General features: G+C 68.2%; 16 protein-coding genes. 6 read left to right on the top strand and 10 right to left on the bottom strand.

All coding sequences use genetic code 11. The features are described from left to right. Nucleotides 1-33 precede the first annotated feature (33 nt). From LPH33_RS06210 to LPH33_RS06185, 6 genes are all read right to left on the bottom strand, one after another. The gene (locus tag LPH33_RS06210) at nucleotides 34-492 is read right to left on the bottom strand and encodes a PaaI family thioesterase (protein WP_229567449.1); all 459 of its coding nucleotides are present in this window, start codon (nucleotides 490-492) and stop codon (nucleotides 34-36) included. A gap of 4 nt (nucleotides 493-496) precedes the next feature. After that, nucleotides 497-2,161, bottom strand: a complete 1,665-nt coding sequence (locus tag LPH33_RS06205; protein ID WP_229567448.1) for a class I adenylate-forming enzyme family protein — start codon at nucleotides 2,159-2,161, stop codon at nucleotides 497-499. Between the two features lie 101 nt (nucleotides 2,162-2,262). Next, nucleotides 2,263-3,468, bottom strand: a complete 1,206-nt coding sequence (locus tag LPH33_RS06200) for a thiolase family protein (protein WP_229567447.1) — start codon at nucleotides 3,466-3,468, stop codon at nucleotides 2,263-2,265. Further along, nucleotides 3,465-5,123, bottom strand: coding sequence for an aldehyde dehydrogenase family protein (locus LPH33_RS06195; protein ID WP_229567446.1), 1,659 nt, complete (start codon nucleotides 5,121-5,123; stop codon nucleotides 3,465-3,467). The genes LPH33_RS06200 and LPH33_RS06195 overlap by 4 nt, the downstream gene beginning before the upstream one ends. A gap of 263 nt (nucleotides 5,124-5,386) precedes the next feature. Next, nucleotides 5,387-6,298, bottom strand: a complete 912-nt coding sequence (locus tag LPH33_RS06190) for a winged helix-turn-helix transcriptional regulator (protein ID WP_229567444.1) — start codon at nucleotides 6,296-6,298, stop codon at nucleotides 5,387-5,389. A gap of 50 nt (nucleotides 6,299-6,348) precedes the next feature. Next, the gene (locus tag LPH33_RS06185) at nucleotides 6,349-7,545 is read right to left on the bottom strand and encodes a thiolase family protein (RefSeq protein WP_229567443.1); all 1,197 of its coding nucleotides are present in this window, start codon (nucleotides 7,543-7,545) and stop codon (nucleotides 6,349-6,351) included. A 100-nt stretch (nucleotides 7,546-7,645) separates the two neighbouring features. Here LPH33_RS06185 and LPH33_RS06180 point away from each other — a divergent pair, with 100 nt between their 5' ends. The 3 genes from LPH33_RS06180 (at nucleotide 7,646) to LPH33_RS06170 (ending at nucleotide 12,338) form a co-directional block, all read left to right on the top strand. Continuing rightward, on the top strand, nucleotides 7,646-9,208 hold the full coding sequence (locus LPH33_RS06180; protein WP_229567442.1) for a class I adenylate-forming enzyme family protein: 1,563 nt from the start codon (nucleotides 7,646-7,648) through the stop codon (nucleotides 9,206-9,208). A 44-nt stretch (nucleotides 9,209-9,252) separates the two neighbouring features. Beyond that, nucleotides 9,253-10,233 (top strand): NAD(P)H-dependent flavin oxidoreductase, encoded by a 981-nt coding sequence (locus tag LPH33_RS06175; protein WP_229567441.1) that lies wholly within the window; start codon nucleotides 9,253-9,255, stop codon nucleotides 10,231-10,233. Between the two features lie 269 nt (nucleotides 10,234-10,502). After that, nucleotides 10,503-12,338, top strand: coding sequence for an acyl-CoA dehydrogenase (locus tag LPH33_RS06170; protein ID WP_229567440.1), 1,836 nt, complete (start codon nucleotides 10,503-10,505; stop codon nucleotides 12,336-12,338). Between the two features lie 119 nt (nucleotides 12,339-12,457). On the opposite strand, the gene ychF is transcribed toward LPH33_RS06170, so the two are convergent. Continuing rightward, on the bottom strand, nucleotides 12,458-13,537 hold the full coding sequence (ychF, locus tag LPH33_RS06165; RefSeq protein ID WP_019288713.1) for a redox-regulated ATPase YchF: 1,080 nt from the start codon (nucleotides 13,535-13,537) through the stop codon (nucleotides 12,458-12,460). Between the two features lie 36 nt (nucleotides 13,538-13,573). Next, nucleotides 13,574-14,011 carry a hypothetical protein gene (locus LPH33_RS06160; RefSeq protein ID WP_229568268.1) on the bottom strand — a complete coding sequence of 146 codons (438 nt, stop codon included), beginning with the start codon at nucleotides 14,009-14,011 and terminating at the stop codon, nucleotides 13,574-13,576. Nucleotides 14,012-14,183: 172 nt separating this feature from the next. On the opposite strand from LPH33_RS06160, the gene LPH33_RS06155 reads away from it, so the two are divergent. Beyond that, on the top strand, nucleotides 14,184-15,401 hold the full coding sequence (locus LPH33_RS06155) for an AI-2E family transporter (protein ID WP_229567439.1): 1,218 nt from the start codon (nucleotides 14,184-14,186) through the stop codon (nucleotides 15,399-15,401). Nucleotides 15,402-15,408: 7 nt separating this feature from the next. Here the strand turns inward: LPH33_RS06155 and LPH33_RS06150 are convergent, their stop codons facing one another. Then, on the bottom strand, nucleotides 15,409-18,387 hold the full coding sequence (locus tag LPH33_RS06150) for an AAA family ATPase (protein WP_229567438.1): 2,979 nt from the start codon (nucleotides 18,385-18,387) through the stop codon (nucleotides 15,409-15,411). Next, nucleotides 18,384-19,562: an exonuclease SbcCD subunit D gene (locus LPH33_RS06145; protein ID WP_229567437.1), complete on the bottom strand. Its 1,179-nt coding sequence runs from the start codon at nucleotides 19,560-19,562 to the stop codon at nucleotides 18,384-18,386. Before LPH33_RS06145 ends, LPH33_RS06150 begins: the two co-directional genes overlap by 4 nt. A 77-nt stretch (nucleotides 19,563-19,639) precedes the next feature. Here LPH33_RS06145 and LPH33_RS06140 point away from each other — a divergent pair, with 77 nt between their 5' ends. Then, nucleotides 19,640-20,803 carry a DNA recombination protein RmuC gene (locus LPH33_RS06140; protein ID WP_229567436.1) on the top strand — a complete coding sequence of 388 codons (1,164 nt, stop codon included), beginning with the start codon at nucleotides 19,640-19,642 and terminating at the stop codon, nucleotides 20,801-20,803. Between the two features lie 24 nt (nucleotides 20,804-20,827). Beyond that, nucleotides 20,828-21,727 carry a DUF6542 domain-containing protein gene (locus LPH33_RS06135; RefSeq protein ID WP_324256227.1) on the top strand — a complete coding sequence of 300 codons (900 nt, stop codon included), beginning with the start codon at nucleotides 20,828-20,830 and terminating at the stop codon, nucleotides 21,725-21,727. Nucleotides 21,728-21,742 lie beyond the last annotated feature (15 nt).

Below are 21,742 nucleotides of genomic sequence, written 5' to 3'. Positions count from 1 at the left end.
GAATATTTGAGAATCATTCCTTTACGGCGATGTTCACGGTTGAATCACGAGTTGAGTGCACCTGAACAGTGCGATGGCGCGTCCGCTTTCGTCGTAGGCGGTTGCGTCCCAGAGCTGGGTGCGGCGTCCGCGGTGCCCGCAGCGGGCCGTGACGGTCACGAGACCCGCCCGCGCGGTACCGAGGTAGTTGGTTTTGATCTCGAGGGTGGTGAAAGACGCGCCGTCGGGTAGCGCCAATCGCGTACCGATACCGCAGGCCGTATCGGCCAGCGCGACAACGGTCGCAGCGTGGAGGTATCCGTTGGGTGCCAGGACCTCTTCACGAACGGTCAGCTCGGCTGCGACCGCCTCGGCGGAGGCCTCGGTGACCCGCATTCCGATCAACCCGGGGAGGCGGCCTTCGAGCATCGAGTTCAGTTCTTCGACGAGTGGCCGATCCGTGCCGGTCGGCGTCGCGCGCGGCGCAGCGACCGCAGATGTGTTCCGGTTCATGGTTTCAGCCGTTCTGTGTGATCTCGATACGAAGCTCGCGACGTTGGAGCTTCCCGACAGGATTGCGAGGTAGCTGAGTCCGGGTCTCGAGCCGCTCCGGCAACTTGAATGATGCGACGTCCTTCTCCCGCAGGAATCCGACCAGTTCATCCAACGAGACGGTCGCATCGGGGGCAGGGACGACTACGGCACAGCACTTCTCCCCGAGAACGGCATCGTCGTACCCGACGACGGCCACGTCGGAGACACTGGGATGTTCGATCAGCAGACCCTCGATCTCCGCAGGAGCAATGTTCATTCCGCCGCGGATGATGATCTCCTTGCTGCGGTCGACGAACTTCAGATACTCCGCCGATTCGCCGCACAGTTCGAACACGTCGCCGCTGCAGAGATACCCGTCGTCGTCGAAGGGGCTCTCCTGGGCGGTACCCTCGAGGTAGCCGGCGAAGACCGTCGGCCCCTTGAGCCGGAGCTCGCCGCGGTCGCCGATCCGGGTGACCACCTCGCCAGTGTTGACGTCGACGAGCCGCACGTCGGTGCGTTGCGCGACCTGGGTCGCCCAGGCCCTACCGGCGGCTCCGTAGTTCGGAAGGTACTCCGCGCGGATCATGGGATCCGGCGTGTCCGAAGGTGCACCGAGCAGGCACACGCCCTCGTTCGACCCGAAGAAGTTGAGCACCTCGATCCCGAGATCGTTCTGCCAGTCCCGAACCACTCCTGGGGGAAGGGGCGCGCCTCCGGAGCCGACCGTGCGCAGCGATGACAGGTCGAACGCGGACCGCAGGTTCGGGTTCTGCAGAAGCATGCTCAGGATCGCGGGGGGCATGCTGGTGTGCGTGACGCGGTGGCGCTGGATCTGGTCGAGGTACACCGGCAAATCGAGCGGGTGATGCTGGACGAGGTGGGCACCGCTCAGCAACCACGGCAGCAGCGATGTCGCGAAGCCGGCCATGTTCACCATTGGGAACGGGCCCAGGATCACGGAATCCGGTTCTACCCGGAGACCGTCCTGCACCGCCTGCCCGATCGCCAACCAGTCGCCGTGACAACGGGGTACACCCTTCGGTGCGGCCTCGGTACCGCTGGTCCAGCAGATCGTGATGCAGTCGTTGACGGTTCGCTCGATCCGTGTGGACGCGGTGCGGGCGGCATCGGACTCGCTCGCCGCCGGAGCCCCCCGGTCCAGGGCAACGCCGGCGTCGCCGTCGGACGGCCCGAAGGTGAAGACCTGGCGTAGCGACGGCGATTGACCGATGAGTCCGAGGACCTCCTCGTGCGGAGTTCGGTCGTGCTGACGCGTCGTGGTGACCACCGCCACCGCGCCGGAGGACTCGACGATCCGGCTGAGCTCGTGGCGGCGGTACGAGGCGGGCATCGGTGAGGCGATCGCACCGAGCCGCCACAGCGCGAAGTAGGTGGCGGTGAGGGCCGCCGAGTTCGGCATCAGGATCGCGACGACGTCTCCTGCGCGAATCCCGTTGGCGTGCAGTGTTGCTGCAATCCGGTCGACGGTCGCGTCGAGCTCGCGCCAGGACAGCGACAGCGGTGTCATCCCGGCGACGTCCGGCAGGTTTCCCGGATCGGTGATCGCAACGTCGTCTCCACGGGAGCGGACGTGACCGGCGAAGAGATCGAGGAGCGTCTCGGCACGCCACCAACCGTGCTCCACGTTGTCCCTGACACGATCCGCCGGATGGCAGCCACGCAGGGTGATAGAAGTGCACTGATCCATGGTGTCGGCTTTCATTTCCGTGTGGGAGGTGGAGGCACTCATCGCAGGCGCCTGACGACGACGGCGGCACCGAGTCCCAGTGCTGCCGGAATGGTGATGAGCGCGTGTTCGCCGTCGATGCGGCGCAGCTGATCGAGCGCGTTGACCAGCAGAACACCGCCCCCGGCGCCGAGCGGATGCCCGGTGGCCATGGACCCGCCCAGCGGATTGACCTTGGCCGGATCCAGACCGAGCTCGCGCGTGACCAGGAGAACGGAGGCCGCGAAGGACTCGTTGGCCTCCACCACATCGAGCTGCGCCGCGGTGATTCCCGCATTGGCGAGCGCACAGCGGGCGGCCACCACCGGTGCGGTCAGCAGCGGCGAACGCACCGCAGCCTGCGCGACGCCGATCACCTCGGCGATCGGCTCCCGGCCGATACGCTGAGCGGCGGACTTCGTGCCGAGGACGGCGACTGCTGCGCCGTCGGCGGGAGCGGGTGCGGTTGCGGCAGTGTGCAACCCGGAGTCGGGCCGCACAGCGTCGGGCAGTCGGTGTGCGACGCGTTCCCAGGAGGGGTCCTCGCCGAACAGCGGCTTCAGTTCCGCGAGACCGGCGAGATCAATGCCCTGCCTGGGTCCTTCGTCGACCGCGAAGACGGACTCGTCGCCGACACGAATCGGCACGATGGAGTCGGACGCCGGGGCCGCCAGCGCGCGCTGATGCGAGGTGACCGCGGCAGTGTCGAGATCGGTTCTGGTGAAGCCGTACTGGGCCGCGGTAAGGTCTGCCGAGACGCCGATCGCGACGTAGCCAGTGCGCCCGCCGAGAGTGTCGTCGAGCGCGAACGAGGGCCGATCGGCCATCATCGGAACCCGCGACATCGACTCGACGCCGCCGGTCACGACGATATCCGCGATACCCGACGCAACCTTGGCGGCGCCGGTCTCGACGGCGTCGAGGCCTGAGCAACACAGCCTGGACACGACACCGGCGCTGACGTCGTCGGACCATCCCGCCCAGAGGGCTGCTGCCCGAGCGATATTGCCGCCCTGGTCCCCGACAGCCGTGCTGGTTCCGATCAGGATGTCACCGACGGAGTCGGGATCGAGGCCTCGCGCCTGCACCGCCGTGAACAACTGGCCGAGCAGATCGTGTGCCGGAACGTCCGCGAGCGAACTACCCTGCTTGCGAACTCGGGCCTTCGGCGACCGGACCGCGTCGTAGAGGAAGACCCCGGATGCGAACTGAGAGATGCCGGTCATCCCTCGACCTGCCGGCGGTCCTGGACGATGCGGAATCGTCCGGCCACGAAGGACTCGTCGGTGAGGGTGGCGTTGCCCGCCGGATTGAGTCCGGTCACGTGGTAGTCGCTGTATGCGGCCGCATACTGCATGGGCATCGACGACACCAGGTTGGCCGACAGCGACGCTCCGGCATCGGCGTAGGCATCGGCGATCGTGTCGATCGCCTCGTCATCGGTGCAGTAGAGATACGAGCTGATCGCACCGTGCGCCCGGACGCTCGCGGTCGCCTGTTCCACCGCGGCGTCCCTGTCGGCGCAATCGATGAGGTACGCGACGGCGCCGAACTGCTCGCCATCGGGCAGTTGCTCGCCGCGGCGCGGGTCGACCCGGATCAGCAGCGGGGTAGCGGCGCGGGCCTGCGGGTAGTCAGGGTGCGCGTACGGTGTCGGGCGCCGCACCAGGGTGCCGTCCGATTCCGCCTTGTCGGCCATCGCGTTCAGCGACTGCAGCGTGGCGTCCGCCTGCAGCGCGCCGCACACTGCGGCGGCGCGGCGCGGCGCACCTGCCAGCTCGTCGATCGCCGAGCTCAGCGACGCGACCACCTCGTCGCGGGGGACGACGCCGTCCGGAGTCCGGACGCCGGCGTCGGGAATGTAGATGTTCTGGGGCGTCGTGCACATCTGCCCGCTGAACAGGGACAGTCCGCCGGCCAGAGTCCGCAGGACGGCGCCCAGGTCGGTCACGGAGTCGAGGATCACGGTGTTGACGCCTGCGGTCTCGGTGAACACCAGTGCATTGCCCGAGTTCCGTTCGAGCCAGGTGCCGAAGCCCTGGCTTCCGGTGAAGTCGACGATCCGCGTCGCCGGATCGGCGGCGAGGTCTCCGGCGACCGGCTGGTCGACCGTGTCGACGACGAGCTGGACCGCGTCCACCGGAAGTCCTGCGTCCGTGAGTACCTCACGGATGACCTGCACGGCGACGGCCGTCGCGAGCACCGAGCGGGGGTGCGGTTTGACCAGGACGGGGTTACCGGTGGCCAGGTTCGCGAGAATCGCCGGGTAGGCATTCCACGCCGGGAACGAGGCGCAGGCGATGACGAGCGCTGTGCCGAGTGGGCGGGGGCGGAAGCGCTTGTGAAGGGTCACGGGTGTCTTGCCGAACGTCTGCTGCCAGGTGACGGTCGCGGGAACACGGTCCATGGCGGCCCATGCCATGGCCACCGCCTCCAGGCCGCGGTCGAGTGCGTTGGTTCCGCTGCCGCTGCAGGCCATACCCAGGCTCTGCCCGGTGGTGTGGGAGGTAAGGGCCGCGAACTCCGTGCCGCGCTGGTGGATTCGGTGGAGCGCTTCGAGGCACGCTCCCACGCGGACCTCGACGCCGGCGTCCCGGAGTGCGGTCGCGGCGCCGGCGGCGCCGGCGAGGGCTTCGGAAACGGTCGGCGCACTGTAGGTGACGTTCAGTGCCTTCCCGGTGTAGGGCGAGATCTCGTCGGCTGCGATGGTCGATTCGGTCCGAGTCGAGAGGTTCAGCGTCACAGCGTCGTACGCGCCGACGTAGGCCTCGGCCTGCGTCGTGTCGGGGGGTGTGATGGGGGCGAAGCCGGTCCACGCCGAGCGCGTCCGGTTGGCTTCGGCGGCGGCTCGGAGAAGCGGAAGGTGGGCTGCGAAAAACATGAACGCTCGTTCCTGTCGGGCAACGGTGCAACTCAGTAGTCGAGTGCGAATTTTCGCCGGTGGGTAGGCGCGGACCGCGCGACCCAGATCAACTACTATTAATGAAGTGAATCAATCCCGGCAGAACTTGTCAATGCTCAATCGGGATGCGAAGACTGGATCGACAAGCCGGACGACGCATGGAAATGCGGGGCACCGACTGCACCCGACAACGATCGTCTAAACACGGTTCAGGAACCGCCGTCGCGAGAAACGGGGTCGGCTCAGCGTTCGAAGATCACGGTGGTGCGCTCGAGGATCGCCCCGCACCCGCGGCAGCAAAGCCCCGGTTCGAGCGAGCTCCCACATGCGGTGTGGTGAAGCCTGGGGCCCAACTGCTCGACGGGAACATCCGGATGCGCAACCTTCGTCCACGCCAACTGGCAGGCGAAGATGGGGAACAATGCCCGTCCACGAGGTGTCAGGACGTACTCTCGTCCGCCTTCCTCGCGCCTGAGAACTTGCACCTCGCAGAGCCTGGTCAGGCGCTCCGTCAGCGTCGTGGGAGAGACCTTCAGCAACGACTGGAACTCGCTGAACCGCCGCACTCCGGACAGCGCGAAACCGGTGACGAGGGCGCTCCAGCGGTCTCCGATCGCCTCCATGACCACAGTAAACTGCAGGTCAGCGCGACTCAGTGCGGGCGCACCGCGCGTCGACCGACGCCGACTGCCTCGCGCCGCGACGACCAGCGAGTCGGCGTTGACCTCCAAGCTGACGTCACGCGCGCCGACACGCCGGCCGCAGACCCGGCATACCAGCTCCGGTGGACCTCGGTGGCCGCAGCCCGCGTGCACGAGCTCGGGCTGGAGCAGACCGTCCGCGGACCATTCCCGCTGCCAGGTCCAGACACTGACCAGGAACTCCCATGTAGCGAGCCCCAGGTCGGTGAGCAGGTAGTCATGCCGATCGTATGCGCCCTCCTGCGGCCGTCGCTCCATCAGTCCGGCATCGACGAGAGTGTTCAGCCTGGAAGACAGCACGGCGGGTGGCGCGCCGGTCCGTTCGATCCACTGGCTGAAACGCCGGATGTGGTCCACGAACGCGTCGCGCAGAATGGCGACGGTCAATCGGTCCCCGAGCAGATCGATGGTCCGAGCAACCGGGCTCGGCTGAGCCGCGACGTCATCACCCACGTGACACGACCACCAATCCTCTCCACTCGTGCGCATATCCCGACCGTCGGTCAGGCCTCCACCACGATAGCGATGCCCTGCCCGACGCCGATGCACGCTGCCGCCACGCCGATGCCACCGCCGAGTCTGCGCAGGTGCCGCATGCAGTCGACGACCACACGCGCCGCCGACGCACCGAGCGGGTGTCCCATCGCGATCGAACCGCCGAAGGGGTTGACCCTGTCGAGGGAAATGGAAGGCAGCTCCCGCAGGCACGAGAGGACAACCGCCGCGAACGCCTCGTTCAGCTCGAGGACCCGGACATCGGACAGGGTGCGGCCCGCCCGATCCAGAGCCTTGCCGATCGCACCGACGGGCGCGACAGCGAACTGATCCGGAGCAACACCGACGACCGCGGAGGCCAGCACCCGTCCGAGTGGTTCGACGCCGAGGTCGCCGGCGACCGCACCGCTCGCGATCAGTGCGGCGACCGCACCGTCGCTGACGGGCGATGAGTTGCCCGCGGTGACGCTGCCGCCCGGGGAGAACGCGGGGCGCAGACGCGCGAGCGCGGACGGATCCGCCGCGCGGATCGGTTCGTCGCGTTCCAGGCCGCCGTGCGCCGTCACGAACCCGTCGTGCACACCGTCCGCCCAGGCCGTGGTCGCAAGTTCGTGCGACCGCAGCGCCCACTCGTCCTGTTCACGGCGACCGATGCCGCGCTCGTCGGCGACCAACTCCGCGGAGCGTCCCAGCGACTCGACCCACGGTGCCGGGAACTTCGGATTGACCATGCGCCACCCGACCGTGGTCGGCACCAGGTCGAGGAACCGCGGGAACGCGGTGTCCACGGGTGGAAGAACATACGGGGCACGGCTCATGCTCTCCGACCCGCCTGCGATCACGACGTCGGCGTCACCACCGGCAACCAGGCGCATCCCGGTCAGCAACGCTTCGGCGCCGGAGCCACACAGGCGGTTCACCGACACCCCGGGCACCGTGTGCGGCAGCCCGGCGAGCAGGGCGGCCATCCGAGCGATGTTTCGATTGTCCTCACCGGCGCCGTTCGCGTTTCCCCAGACCACGTCGTCGATTCGAGCGGGGTCCAACGCGGGGTGACGCTCCATGAGGTCGACGATGGGCAGCGCTCCCAGGTCGTCCGCCCGGATGCGGGACAACGCGCCGCGGGCCGAGCCGAACGGTGTTCGAGCTGCATCGATCACCCAGGGCGTGCGGGCGTTCGCGGGTGACGTAGCCACACGGGACATAGAGGCTCTCCTGTTCTCGCCGACCGCTGGGGGCTTGCGAAAGCGGCACAAAACGTTATTTACTTCAATAAGTGTAGCGAATCGGGAGGAATCGAATTCGATGTCAATCGCCAACGTGATCCGCACCGCGGCCGAGAAGTTCGGCTCCAGGGTCGCCGTGCAGGACGCCGACGGTGCCGTCACCTTCACCGACCTGTCCGCCCGTGCTCACCGACTGGCCACGGGCCTGGACGCCATCGGAGTGGCACCGGGCGCCGCCGTGCTCGTACTTCTTCCCAACAGCGTCGCGTCGGTGGAGGTCGACCTGGCGCTGGCGATCGGCGGGCAGATTCGGGTCGCCCTCAACCCGCGCGTCGGCGAGCGGGACTGGGAACGGATCATGGCGGACTGCACTCCCCGAGCCCTGATCTTCGATCCCCGTGTCGACGGCGCGTCCGAATTCGCGGCTCGGTGCAATGCAGGCATCATCATCGCTACCACCGCATCCGACAAGGCCGCACACCTGCTGAGCGACCTGATCTCGGGTGCGCCGGAGCATCCCGCGCTGCCCGATCTCCCCGCGGATGCCCTGTGCGCGTTGCATTACTCCTCCGGCACCACCGGGATCCCGAAGGGTGCGCAGCGGTCGCATTCCAACCGGCTCGCCTCGATGCGCGCGATGCGCGAGCACGTGCTCGCCGGGACCCTGGACGGACCACAACAGCCGGTGTTCGTCCACGCGGGCCCCGTCATCCACACCAGCGGCCTGTTCGTTCTGCCGTTCCTCGAGGCCGGTGGTCGCCAGGTTCTGCTCGACCACGCCCGTCCCGACCAGGTGGCCCGGGCGATCGGGCAGCACAACGGAACCCACACCGCATTGGTCCCCACCGTCATCACCCGGCTGCTCGACCTGAGCGATGCCGAACTCGCGCCGCTGCGACGGATGCGCATGCTCGCTTATGCCGGAGCGCCGATGCCCGTCGAACACCTCCGACAGGCCTACCAGCGGATCACGCCGAATCTCGTCCAGTACTACGGCATGGTCGAGGCCATCCCCCCGCTCACCGTGCTCAGCCCACACGATCACCAGATGGGGATGACCGAGAACCCGGACCTGCTCGGGTCCGTCGGCCGCCCCTGCACGCATGCCCAAATCGAGTTCCGGGCCGACAACCGCGAGCTCCCGAACGGACAGATCGGCGAACTCGTCGTCAGCGGCCCGGCAGTCAGCCCCGGCTACCACAATGCCTCCAGCCGAACGGATCTCGGGAAGAGCCACAGGGACGGCATCTTGTACTCCGGCGATCTCGGCTACCGCGCACCCGACGGATACATCCACCTGACCGGCCGAAGCAAGGACATGATCATCACCGGCGGCTACAACGTCTACCCACGAGAGGTCGAAGAAGAGATCTCCGCGATCGCGGGAGTGAACGATGTCGTCGTCGTCGGGCTTCCCGACGAGCTGTGGGGTCAACGCATCGTCGCGGCCTTCACCGGGGCCGCCGACGCCGCAATCGACGCGGCCGAGGTCCTCGCCGAGAGCCGGCGCCGCCTGCCGGATTTCAAGCGCCCCAAGTCCGTACACCGCGTCGAAGCGCTCCCGCTGACACCGCTGGGGAAGGTGGACCGGGCGAGCGCGACCCGGCTTCTGGAGAGCCTCACCCACGCCTCGGACGCATGAACCCGCAGCCGCCACTCAGCAACCACATCCAGAGTAGGACAGCCATGAACCACCATTTCGTCGACTCGCTCCGCCTTCCGGTCGTCGCCGCACCCATGTTTCTGGTCTCGGGGCCCGACCTCGTCGTCGCCGCCTGCGAGTCGGGCATCATCGGATCGTTTCCCACGCAGAACTGCCGAACCGCCGAGGACCTCGACACGTGGATGGGAACCATCACGGATCGCCTCGGCGGCGAACCGGGGGCGGGAACCGCTCCGTGGGCAGCGAACCTCATCACCCACAGCAGCAACGCACGGCTAGGCGATGACCTGAAGCTCATCGCCGAATACCGACCGCAGGTTGTGATCACCGCGCTCGGCTCACCCCGCCCCGTGATGGAGGTCGTGAAGGGATACGGCGGCGTCGTGATCGCGGACGTCGTCAATCTGAAGCTCGCGCACAAGGCCGCAGCCGCGGGGGTCGACGGTATGGCCTGCGTGTCGGCCGGCGCGGGAGGGCACACGGGTCATCTCTCCCCGTTCGCCTTTACCTCCGCCGTCCGCGAGTTCTTCGACGGCCTGATCATCATCGGCGGTGGGATCAGCGACGGCTACGGAGTCGGCGGCGCGGTGACCGCAGGTGCCGACCTGGTGTACATGGGCACCCGCTTCCTCGCGGCGAAGGAGAGCATGGCCGAACCCGAGTACAAGCAGATGATCGTCGACAACGGCCCGGACGACCTCATCGTCAGCTCCGCCGTGACCGGCACCCCTGCGTCGTGGCTGCGGGCCAGCCTGGTCGCCTGCGGGCTCGATCCCGACAACCTCGAGCCGCCGACGGGGTCGAAGATCTACACCGCGGGCAGCAGTTCGATCAAGCGGTGGAAGGACGTGTGGGCCGCGGGTCAGGGTCTGCAGACCATTCGCGCCGTCGAGTCCGTCGGCAGCATCGTCGATCAGATCGAACGCGAGTACGAAACCGCCTTGCACCGAGCCGCACTCGCGCGCTCTCGTCGCGAAGCCCTCGGCTCTGAAGTCACCGCGTAGCAGCGCATCCTCCGCCGTGGGGATTTGCGCCACTCGGTCGAGTTCGTGGTGTCGCGCCTGCGGGACGGACGCAACCAGTTCAGCCGTAGTGTCATGGCAGTTCAGAACGGCCACACCATCGTGACGGTCACGATCTCATCGGCCATCGACAGCGCACCCCCACTGACTCTGTTTATAGTAGTTACAGCGCCCCGCGACTGCGACCACACGGCTTACTCGAGGTCGCCGACGGCAGACACAGAATCGACATCGCCAGCAAGGAGACCCGCGTGTCCCACTACACCGCCAACACGCGCGACATCGAGTTCAACCTGTTCGACATTCTTCAGCTCGGACCTCTGCTCGACAGCGGTGCCTACGGCGACCTCGACAGCGAGAGCGTCCGCGGAATCCTTGTCGAGGTCGCCCGTCTCGCGGAGGGCCCCGTGGCCGAGTCCTTCGTCGACGCGGACCGCAACCCGGTGCAGTTCGTACCGGAGGAACACACGATCACCGTCCCCGATTCGCTTCGCAGAACCGTCGAGGCCACACATGCGGCGGGCTGGGCCGCACTGGGACTACCCGAGGAAATGGGTGGCGTCGACGCCCCCGCGACACTGATGTGGGCGACGCAGGAGATGTTCGCGGCCGCGAACCCCGCGGCGCTCTTCTTCCACATGGGACCGCCCATGCACTTCGTGCTCTTCAACGAAGGCACCGAAGAGCAGAAGCGCTGGGCTGCTCATGCTTTCGCCGAACACTGGGGCGGAACAATGGTGCTGACCGAGCCCGATGCCGGGTCCGATGTCGGTGCGGCCCGCACCAAGGCAATCGCCCAGCCCGACGGCACCTGGCACATTGAGGGCGTGAAGCGGTTCATCTCGGGAGGAGACGTCGGGGATACCGCCGAGAACATCCTGCACCTCGTTCTCGCCCGTCCCGAAGGCGCGGGCCCGGGCACGAAGGGACTGTCCCTGTTCGTGGTGCCCAAGGTGCAGTTCGACTCCGAGACCTTCGAACTCGGCGAGCGCAACGGCGTGTATCTGACGGGTGTCGAGCACAAGATGGGACTCAAATCCTCCCCGACGTGCGAGCTGTCGTTCGGCCTGGGCGACCGGCCTGCGGTCGGGTATCTTGTCGGGGACGTTCACAACGGGATCGCGCAGATGTTCAAGGTGATCGAGAACGCGCGCATGATGGTCGGGACGAAGTCCGCGGGCACCCTGTCGGCCGGATACCTGACGGCACTCGACTATGCGAAGCAACGCATTCAGGGTGCGGACCTCGCGAAGATGGCGGAGAAGGACTCCCCGCGGGTGACGATCATCCGTCACCCCGACGTCCGGCGCAGCCTGATGTTCCAGAAGGCGTACACCGAGGGCCTGCGCGCCCTCTACCTCTTCACCGCTGCTTTCCGGGACGCCAGGCACGCATCCCACGCCTTCGGACTCGACGAGGACGCCGCCGCCCGCGTCAACGACTTCCTGCTCCCCGTCGTCAAGGGCGTGGGTTCCGAACGGGCGTACGAGATGCTCACCGAAGCACTGCAGACCCTCGGCGGTTCCGGGTACCTGCAGGACTACCCCATCGAGCAATATATCCGCGACGTCAAGATCGACTCGCTCTACGAGGGCACCACAGCCATCCAGGCGCAGGACTTCTACTTCCGTAAGATTCTGCGGGACAATGAATTTGCACTCAATTACATCAGCGACGAGATCCAGCGCTTCATCGAGACGGACGCCTCGGCAGGCGCACTGGCCGAGGAACGCAAGGTCCTCGCCCAAGCCTTGGCCGACGTCGCATCGATGACAGCCTCCATGGGAGCCAACCTCACCCGCGCCGGCGAGGACCCCGACGCGATCTACACCGTGGGTCTGGCGTCCGTGCGTTATCTGATGGCGGTCGGCGACGTCCTCATCGCGTGGCTCCTGTTGCGGCAGGCGGAGATCGCACTCACCAAGCCGGCAGACCGAGCCGATCCGGCCGGCCGCGCCTTCCTCGACGGAAAGGTCGCCGTGGCCCGCTTCTTCACAGCGAACGCCCTGCCCCTGCTCAGCGGTGTCCGGGACGTGGTCAACCGACTCGAGCCTTCCGTCATGCGGATCGACGAAGCGGCATTCTGACACCCATCGGGGTCTGGCCTGGCCGTCCCCTGCGGCAGCCGCAGATATGAATGACAGCCGCGCGGTGCGTGCACCGCGCGGCTGTCTTACCGGCATGCGCTTGCGCGTCCGGCCGGGCTTCAGACGTTGAAGCGGAACTCCACCACGTCGCCGTCGGCCATGACATAGTCCTTGCCCTCCATGCGGACCTTGCCCTTGGCCTTCGCCTCGGCCATCGAACCGGCCGCGTCGAGGTCGGCGAACGAGACGATCTCGGCCTTGATGAAGCCGCGCTCGAAGTCGGTGTGGATCACGCCGGCCGCCTTGGGGGCGGTGTCGCCCTTTCGGATGGTCCAGGCTCGCGATTCCTTCGGACCCGCCGTCAGGTAGGTCTGCAGACCGAGTGTGTGGAAACCGGCGCGCGCGAGCTGCTTCAGACCGGCCTCGGTCTGGCCGATGGATTCGAGCAGCTCCATCGCCTCGTCCTCGTCGAGCTCGAGGAGCTCGGACTCGACCTTGGCGTCGAGGAAGACCGCGTCGGCTGGGGCGACCGCCTGACGCAACTCTTCCTTGCGCTCCTCGTTGGTGAGGACGGCTTCGTCGGCGTTGAAGACGTACAGGAACGGCTTGGCGGTGAGCAGGTGCAGGTCGCGCAGCAGCTCGCCCTTCACCTCGGCTTGGGCGGAGAAGATGGTGCGGCCGTCCTCGAGGATCGCCTGCGCCTTCTTCGTCTCCTCCAGCTGGGCGACGAGTTCCTTGTTCTTCCGGGACTCCTTCTCGAGCCGCGGCAGTGCCCGCTCGATCGTCTCCAGGTCGGCGAGGATCAGCTCGGTCGCGATGACCTCGATGTCGGCCATCGGGTCGACCTTGCCCTCGACGTGGACCACGTCGGGATCGTCGAACACGCGCACGACCTGACAGATGGCGTCGGCCTCGCGGATGTTGGCGAGGAACTTGTTGCCCATGCCCTCACCGGCGGAGGCCCCCTTGACGATGCCGGCGATGTCGACGAACGACACCGTGGCCGGGAGGATGCGCTCGGAACCGAAGATCTCGGCGAGCCGGTTCAGTCGCGGATCGGGCAGTTCGACGACGCCGACATTGGGCTCGATGGTGGCGAACGGATAGTTCGCTGCCAGCACATCGTTCTTGGTCAGCGCATTGAACAGCGTCGACTTGCCGACGTTGGGAAGACCGACGATTCCGAGGGTAAGGCTCACGGAATCGGTATTCTACGCGGCCGTCCGCCGCTCATTTCACCCGCACGCCACCCGCACCAGTTGCGCGATGCGCGCTGCCTGGTCCTCGTCGGGCACGGTCGATCCGTTGGCCGCGACTTCCTGAACCTTCGCGTTCACTTCCTGGTCGGATGCACCATCGTCGATGAGAGGGCAGGTCTCGGTGACGATGGACTCGATGTCCTGCGTCTCCCGGTCGGCCGACAGCTGCGGGTAACCGGTGCGGAAGGCCGCGACGAAGACATCGAGCTTCGCCTTGTCGAAGATGTCGCCGGCCCGCTCGGCCGCGCTGGACGCGACGCTCTGCACCGACGAGATGGCGCCCTCTGCCTGCTCCTGAACGCTCGTGACCGCGACATCCGCCGAGGAGCGCACGTCCTCGCCGCTGGGAGTGTCGTCGGAGCTGCACGCGGTGAGCGCGAAGGCGGCGGCGATCGCCACAGTCGCAGCGGACACACGCAGGAGTCGGGTCGTGCTCGTTCGGTTCGTCACGTTTCGAGAATGCCACGGCAGGGGACCCTTCAGCGCCGTTTCCGGCGTGTCGTCCGGACCACGCGCGGCGCTCGGTGACCGTAGATTGGCGACTGTCGATCGGTATCGAGCTCGATACATGTCGGAAGGACCGTCGTTGACCGAATCGAAGACCGCGCCCAGCGGTGACAGCAGTGGGAAGCCGTTGGCGAAGCCCGACCGCGGAAGCCTGCTGGGTACGGGCGGAATCTGGCTCGCCAAGTGGTCGGCCTGCTTGGTCGTCATCGCCGCCGGTGCGGTGGTGATCGGCTGGATCATCGAGAAGATGTGGGTGATCGTGCTGCCGGTCGCCCTCGCGATCGTCGTCTCCACGATCCTGTGGCCACCCACCCGCTTCATGACCAAACGCGGTGTTCCTCCGGCTGCTGCGGCCGGCTTGACCCTCGTGATGTTCTTCGCGATCGTCGGTGGCATCATCGCCGGCATCGTCCCGTCGGTGGTCTCCCAGATGCCCGATCTGGCCAACAAGGCCACCGAAGGCATCAACACCGTGCAGGAGTGGGTGAAGGGACCCCCGATCAACCTGCGCGACGAGCAACTCGACAATGCCGTCCACGCCGTGGTCGAACGAGTGCAGGGCAGTGCCGCCACCATCGCGGGCGGCGTCTTCTCCGGTGTCAGCACGGCGGGCTCACTGCTCGTCACGCTCGCTCTCGTCCTCGTGCTGACGTTCTTCTTCATCAAGGACGGTCCGCGCTTCCTCCCGTGGCTGCACCGTGTGAGCGGCGGCCGCGCCGGCCGCCACCTCGAAGCGGTACTCGGCCGCATGTGGGACACGCTGGGCGGGTTCATCCGCACGCAGGCCCTCGTGAGCTTCATCGACGCCCTCTTCATCGGTATCGGCCTGCTGATCCTCGGAGTCCCGCTCGCACCCGTCCTGGCGATCCTCACCTTCATCGGCGGGTTCATTCCCATCGTCGGTGCGTTCGTCGCGGGTGCGTTGGCAGTCCTCGTGGCGCTGGTCGCCAACGGTTTCACGACCGCGATCATCGTGCTGGTCCTCATCATCGCGGTGCAGCAGATCGAGGGGAACGTGCTGCAACCGGTGCTGCAGTCGCGGTCGATGAACCTGCATGCGGCCGTGGTGCTGCTCGCGGTGACGGCCGGCTCGTCGCTGTTCGGGATCGTCGGTGCGTTCCTGGCGGTGCCGGTCGCGGCGGTGGCCGCGGTGGTCATCCGCTACATCGGCGAACAGATCGACGAGCGCGCCAGTGAAGGCGAGGACGACGAGACGAAGGCACTCCCGGCTCCGGGCGACACCTCGGTGCCCGATCCGAAGCCGGCCTCTCCGGCACCGGCCGCCTCCGAGGACTGAGGGGCGGTCAGCTCACGACGCGGACGGTGGATCCCGAGCGGCCACGGATGACGTGTAGCCTGCTCGGGATCCGCTGCCGCATCTCGTCGACGTGACTGACCACGCCCACCACGCGGCCTCCCGCGCGCAGTTCGTCGAGCACCCCCATGACCGCTTCGAGGGCGTCGGCGTCGAGTGAACCGAACCCTTCGTCGATGAACATCGTGTCGAGCACGAGCCCGCCGGCCTCGGCGGCGACGACGTCGGCGAGGCCGAGGGCAAGGGCGAGGGACGCCTGGAAGGACTCGCCGCCCGACAGTGTCTTCGTCGATCGCACGGCGCCGGTGTACTCGTCGTGGATGTCGAGACCGAGACCGCCGCGACGCCCCCTGCTTTCGGCCGCGTCGGAGTGCACGAACTCGTAGCGACCGCCGGACATCCTGCGCAGGCGTTCGGAGGCGGCGTCGGCGACCTCCTCGAGTCGCGCCGCGAGCACGTACGAGCGCAACGACATCTTCTTGGCGTTCGACCCCATTCCGGCGACGACGTCGGCGAGCGCGGAGAGTTCGGCGTGTTCGTCGAGCAGCGGGACGAGTTCGGCGCAGGCACGCTCGAGTCGCCGGGAGTAGTTCTCGATGTCGAGGTGCCGGCGCTCGGCCTCGGTGGCCGCGCTCAGGGCGGCCTCGACCGCCGCGGCACCGTCGTCCACCGCTGCGCGCGCGGCCGTCACGTCAGCGACCTCGTCGCCGGTGAGGGCCGCGATCGCCGGGTCGTTCAGCGTGGAGGTAGCCACCGCGCGTTCGTCGTCGGCGGCGCGCAGGACGCGGTCGATCTCAGCGAGCCGCTCGGGTGTCCGGACAGCTGCGCGGGCGCTGTCGAGGTCGGTGAAGCCCGCCTCCGCGGCTGCGGTGCGGGCGTCGGCGGCGCGTTCGTCGGCGGCCGTGCGCGCCTGCAGGGCCGCGGTGCGGGCGTCGAGCAGCGCGGTGGCGGCGGCGGACAGTGCCGCGACCGTCCTCCGTCGCGGGGCGAGCAGGTCGAGGTCGCCGACGGCCTCGACGATGCGCTCGCGGATCTCCGTGATCTCGGCCGCGCGGACCGCGTCCTCGCGGGCGAGTTCGGACAGTTCGGCGTCGAGCCGCTTCTCCTGTTCGGCCAGCACCGTGTCGAGTTTGCGCAGGTCCTCGACCGTCGCGCGCAGATGGTCGAGCCGACCGGCGACGGTGGCGGCCTCGTTGTGGGCGCGGACCGCCTCGGCGTGGGCGGTGGTGAGTTCGGCGAGTTCGGCGTCGCCGCAACGCTGTCGGAGGACGGCGACGATCCCGGAGAGTTCGGTGACGGCCTCGCGTGCTTCGCTCAGCGCGGTGGCGGCGCGTTGCTCGGCGGCGTGGGCGCGTTCCTCGTCTGCCTTCGTCGCAGTGTCGGGAGCCGGGCGCGCGGGCTCGGGATGTTCGGTGGAACCGCAGACCATGCACGGTTCGCCGTCGGTGAGACGCGCGGCGAGTTCGGCTGCCATTCCGTCGATCCGGCGCTGCCGGACGTCGAGGTGCGCGTCGCGTGCGTGGTTGTATTCGGAGTGCAGTTGCAGTACCCGGGCTTCGAGCCGTTCGAGTTCGTTTCGGCGCGAAGCGAGTTCGGTGGCGGCGTCGAGCGCGTCGGCGGCACGGTCGCGTGCGGTGGACAGGCCGAGGAGCATCGCGGCTGCGCGTTCGGCCTCGGCGACCGCATCAGCAGCGGCGGTCGATCGTTCGGGCAGCGCGGCGCGCTCGTCGATCACCTGCCGACGCTCGTCGGTGAGGGCACGGCGACGTCCGGCGAACTTCTCGCGTTCGTTCTCGAGCTCGGTGAGACGACGACGGCGATCGAGTAGGACGTCGAGTCGCGCTGCCTCCGAGGACCATTCCTCGCATCGAGGTCGGATGATGTCGCGGTCGGCGGCGGACGACATCGGCCCGACAGCCTGGAGGAGTTCGCGTCCTTCGTCGTCGTTGCGGAGCGGCGCGGCGGCCGTCTCGGCGCGCGCCACGGCGGCATCGGCCTCGCGCGCGAGGCGGGCGGCCTCCCGATCGACGACCGCGACGCTCACCGCGCGATGCGCGGCGTCGCGTTCGGCTGTCACGGCGACGCGCTGCGTCTGCGTCTGCTCGAGTTCGGCAAGGATGTTCAGGGCGTCGCGGCGGCGGCGGAGTCGGTCAGCGAGAGCGACGGTCTCGTCGAGCCTGCGCCGGTTGACCTCGTCGACGGCGCGGACTCGTGCAAGCGCTGCGGCGGCGTCGTCGCGGCTCTCGGCGGCCTCGGCGAGCAGGCGGCCCGCCCATTCCACCGGATCGGCGTCGGCTCCCGCCTCGATCCCGGCCGACGCGGCCACCTTCGCCGCGAGCACTTCGACCTTCTTCTGTTGCTCGGCAAGCAGTTTCGTTCCGGCACCGCGCCGATCGCGGAACCACTGCTCGACGTCGCCGAAACGGGTGGTGTCGAACAGACGCTCGAGCAGCCTGCCGCGCTCCTCGCTGTTCGCACGCAGGAACCGGGCGAAGTCGCCCTGCGGGAGGAGCACCACCTGGAAGAACTGTTCGGCGCTCATCCCGAGCAACGACTTGACGACGTCGCCGATCTCCTGGGCGCGGGACAGGTTCTCCCCCGACCCGTCGAGCCAGGTGAGATTCGCCTTGGCCTGCTGCTTGATCGTGCCGGTGCCGCGCTTCTTCGGGCGTTCGAACTCGGGGCTGCGTTCGATGGCCAGACGGCGACCCGCGATGGTCGCCTCGAGCCGGACCGTCGGCACAGCACCCACCCGTGCGTGGTCGGACAGCAACCGGCGCCCCTCGGAGCGAGCACCGGGGACGGTGCCGTAGAGCGCGAACGCGACCGCGTCGAGGATCGACGTCTTGCCCGCGCCCGTCTGCCCGTGCAGTAGGAACAACCCATCGGCGCCGAGCTCGTCGAAGTCGATCTCGACGGTGTCGGCGAACGGACCGAAGGCCGTGATCTCGAGGTGGTGCAGTCTCATGCCGGCACGTCCGTCCGCCACTGCGTGTCGGTCTCGTCGCCGATGCCACGACGACGGTCGACCTCCCTCAACGCTTCGTCGATCCAGCCGCGCTCGCGTTCGGACGGCTCGGAACGCACATCGGTGAGGAACGACGCGGCGATGTCGCGATCACTGCGCCCGCGCACCTTGTCGCGGTAGCTGCTCTCCGTGGACCCGGTCGGTCGCTGCCATTCGACGTGCACGGCGTACGGGAACCGCTCCTGCAGGCGACGCATGGCGTCGAGCGGGCGGATCGCGTCGGTCAGCACCGCGGAGACGTAGTGCTCCTCGACGGCGGCATGCGCCGGATCGGCGAGCAGATCGTCCAGTTCGCCTTCGAGACGAGTCAATTCGCGGATCACCGGGAGATCGACCCGCTCGACGGACGCCGCACCCGAGGCGTCGAGGTCGACGACGAAGACCGCCTTGCGGTGCGAGCGCTCGCCGAAGGAGTACGGCAACGGCGATCCCGAGTACCGGACCGTCTCGCTCACCGTCTGCGGGGAATGCAGGTGACCGAGCGCGACGTAGTCGACACCGTCGAACGACGACGCGGCGACCGTCTCGACCCCGCCGACGGAGATGGACCGCTCGGAGTCGCTGGGCTCGCCACCGACGACGAAGGCGTGCGCCAGGACGACCGTGCGGCCGTGCCGATCCGCGACATCGGCGCGCACGCGTTCCATCGCCGCGTCGAGGATCTGCTGGTGCGAACGGGCCTCGGGCACGCCGAGCTCGGCGCGGGTGATCTCGGGTTCGAGATACGGGATGCCGTAGAAGCGGACCGGGCCGTGCTCGTCGTGCAGGACAACAGGGCTGTCGATCTGAGATACGCGGGTGATCAGGTGCAGACCCCCGTGCGCGGCGAAGGCAGCGCCGGCACCGAGCCGGACCGGCGAGTCGTGGTTGCCGGAGGTGGCGACGATGATCGCCCCTGCCTCACGGATGGCCTCGAGGCCGGCGTTGCACACGGCGACCGCGTCGGAACTCGGGATCGACCGGTCGTACACGTCGCCCGGCACGACCACCACGTCGATCCGGCGTTCGGCCACCAGATCGGCGATGGCCCGCAGCGCACGCGCCTGGTCGGCGAGCAGGTCGACACCGTGGAAGGTGCGGCCGATGTGCCAGTCGGAGGTGTGCAGGATCCGCATGGGACAGACGGTAGAGGAGAGGACCGACATCCCCGGATGTCGGGTGGATGTCGCATCGATGAGGCATCATCCGCCACATGACAGCACTCACGGCACTCGGCCTGCTCGTCGCGCTCGGTCTCGGGGTGGTGCTCGGCTGGCTGTTGCGGGCCACCCGCGACGGCGAACGCGCAGCCCGTGCCGAGGTGCAGCTGGCAGCCCTGCGGGACAACGAGGAGCAGCTGCGTCAGTCGCTGGCAGCGGTGAGCGAGGATGCCGCGCGCCGGCAGTCCGGTGCCATCGGCGACCAGGTCTCGCGGCTCGTCGGCCCGTTGAACGAGGCCGTCGGAGCGCTGGCCCGGCAGGTCGAACACGTCGAACGCAACCGCGTGCACGCCTACGCCGGGCTGAGCGAGCAGGTCGAGGGCATGCACCGCGCGTCGCAGCTGCTGTCCACGCGGACCCAGCAGCTGGTCACCGCGCTGCGCGCGCCGCAGATCCGCGGACGATGGGGCGAGATCCAGCTCGAACGCGTCGTCGAGCTCGCCGGGATGGTCCGGCACTGCGACTTCGACACCCAGGTGAGCAAGGACGGGGTGCGCCCCGACCTGCTCGTCTACCTCGCCGGTGGCAAACAGATCGTCGTCGACGCGAAGGTGCCCTTCGCCGCCTATCTGGATGCCGCCGAGGCCGAGGAGCCCGACGAGCGCGACCGGCACCTCACGCGCCACGCACGCCAACTGCGCACCCACATCGACCAACTGGCGGCGAAGGCCTACTGGGAGTCGTTCGACCCGACGCCCGAGTTCGTCGTGTTGTTCGTCCCCGGCGATCCGTTCCTCGATGCCGCGCTCGGCGCCGATCCCGATCTGCTCGAGCACGCTTTCGCCCGGAACGTCATCCTCGCCACACCGACCACGCTCGTCGCGTTGCTGCGCACGATCGCACACACCTGGCGGCAGGAGGCGCTCTCCCGCGACGCCGCGACCATCCACCGATTGGGCCGTGAACTGTACCAACGGCTCGGTGTGGTCGGTTCCCACCTCGATCGGCTCGGCAACCAGCTCGGCAAGGCCGTCGATTCGTTCAACATGACGGTCTCATCGATGGACACCCGGGTGGGCGTGACGGCCCGCAAGCTCCACGACCTGGAGATATTCGACGGTGAGGTGCCCGAGGTGCAGCGTGTCGACGCTTGGCCGCGACGCAGCACTCTGGCAGAAAGAGCAGTGGCGGACGGTCCTGTCGACGAAGCGAGCTGACATCGCCACGCTAATGTCTACGTTGTGTCTGCAACCCAACGTGCACGTTCGGCGGTGCCGCTCGACATGCGGTCGTTGGTGCCTACGGTGCCCGGTGTGCCCTGGTGGGGTGCCGTGGCGATCGCAGCCGGAACGACGCTTCTCGGGGTGCTGCTCGACAGCGCACGCGGGAACGAGCTGACCTCTGCGTTCACTGTCTTCTACGTGCTCGGCTGCGTCGCGGCCGTGGTGGCGGTGCGCTATCGCGGACTGTTCACGGCCATGGCCCAGCCGCCTCTGCTGCTGGTCCTCGCGGTGCCGATCGGTCAGGAGATCGTCTCCTCCGCCAGCACCGGCGGATTGAAGGATCTCGCGCTCAACGTCGCTTATCCGCTGGTGAACCGCTTCCCGGCGATGCTGGTGGCGACACTCCTGGCACTGGCCATCGGCGGTTTCCGGATCTTCGTGACTCGACAGAACACGGGAGTACGTGCCCGTGCGCCGCGAGAGCGGGCGAAGTCGCGGGCAGCGAAGACCGGAACCGCGAAGGACCGCCCCGCTCGCGCCGCGGGCGACCGGCCGACACGCGCTGCAAACGACCGGCCGACCAGGCGTGCGGGCCGGGGGCGACCGGCGACGGCCACCCCTGCGGATGCACGTCGCACCGCTTCGGGCCGCGGGACGCCGGCCGCGAAGGCGTCGGTCCGGGAGGTCGCCGACACCCGATCCCGTCGCCGCGTCCGTCCCGAATCCCCGGCCGCCGAGCAGCCCGCTCCCCGGCGTGCCCGCGCTCCCCGACCTGCGGACCCGGTGCAGCCGGAGATCCGCGAGCCGCGGCGCCGTCCGGCACCCGAGCCGGACACCGGTCGACCGGCGCCCTCCCCCGCACCCACGCAGGGCTACGAGCCGCCGCGCGTGCGGTACCGCGACCGCTACGAGGACTGACCCACACGACGAAGA

The sequence above is a fragment of the Rhodococcus sp. RDE2 genome (assembly GCF_020885655.1).
Classification (GTDB): domain Bacteria; phylum Actinomycetota; class Actinomycetes; order Mycobacteriales; family Mycobacteriaceae; genus Rhodococcus; species Rhodococcus pyridinivorans.
The sequence above is the reverse complement of the archived record's forward strand: the minus strand, read 5'-3'. Positions and strand labels throughout refer to the sequence as shown.

What these genes read in the sequence shown, in the direction of transcription:
- LPH33_RS06210 (WP_229567449.1), bottom strand. Translation starts at nt 492, where the DNA reads ATGAACCGGAACACATCTGCGGTCGCTGCGCCGCGCGCGACGCCGACC.
- LPH33_RS06200 (WP_229567447.1), bottom strand. Translation starts at nt 3,468, where the DNA reads ATGACCGGCATCTCTCAGTTCGCATCCGGGGTCTTCCTCTACGACGCG.
- LPH33_RS06195 (WP_229567446.1), bottom strand. Translation starts at nt 5,123, where the DNA reads ATGTTTTTCGCAGCCCACCTTCCGCTTCTCCGAGCCGCCGCCGAAGCC.
- LPH33_RS06185 (WP_229567443.1), bottom strand. Translation starts at nt 7,545, where the DNA reads ATGTCCCGTGTGGCTACGTCACCCGCGAACGCCCGCACGCCCTGGGTG.
- LPH33_RS06180 (WP_229567442.1), top strand. Translation starts at nt 7,646, where the DNA reads ATGTCAATCGCCAACGTGATCCGCACCGCGGCCGAGAAGTTCGGCTCC.
- LPH33_RS06175 (WP_229567441.1), top strand. Translation starts at nt 9,253, where the DNA reads ATGAACCACCATTTCGTCGACTCGCTCCGCCTTCCGGTCGTCGCCGCA.
- LPH33_RS06150 (WP_229567438.1), bottom strand. Translation starts at nt 18,387, where the DNA reads ATGAGACTGCACCACCTCGAGATCACGGCCTTCGGTCCGTTCGCCGAC.
- LPH33_RS06145 (WP_229567437.1), bottom strand. Translation starts at nt 19,562, where the DNA reads ATGCGGATCCTGCACACCTCCGACTGGCACATCGGCCGCACCTTCCAC.
- LPH33_RS06140 (WP_229567436.1), top strand. Translation starts at nt 19,640, where the DNA reads ATGACAGCACTCACGGCACTCGGCCTGCTCGTCGCGCTCGGTCTCGGG.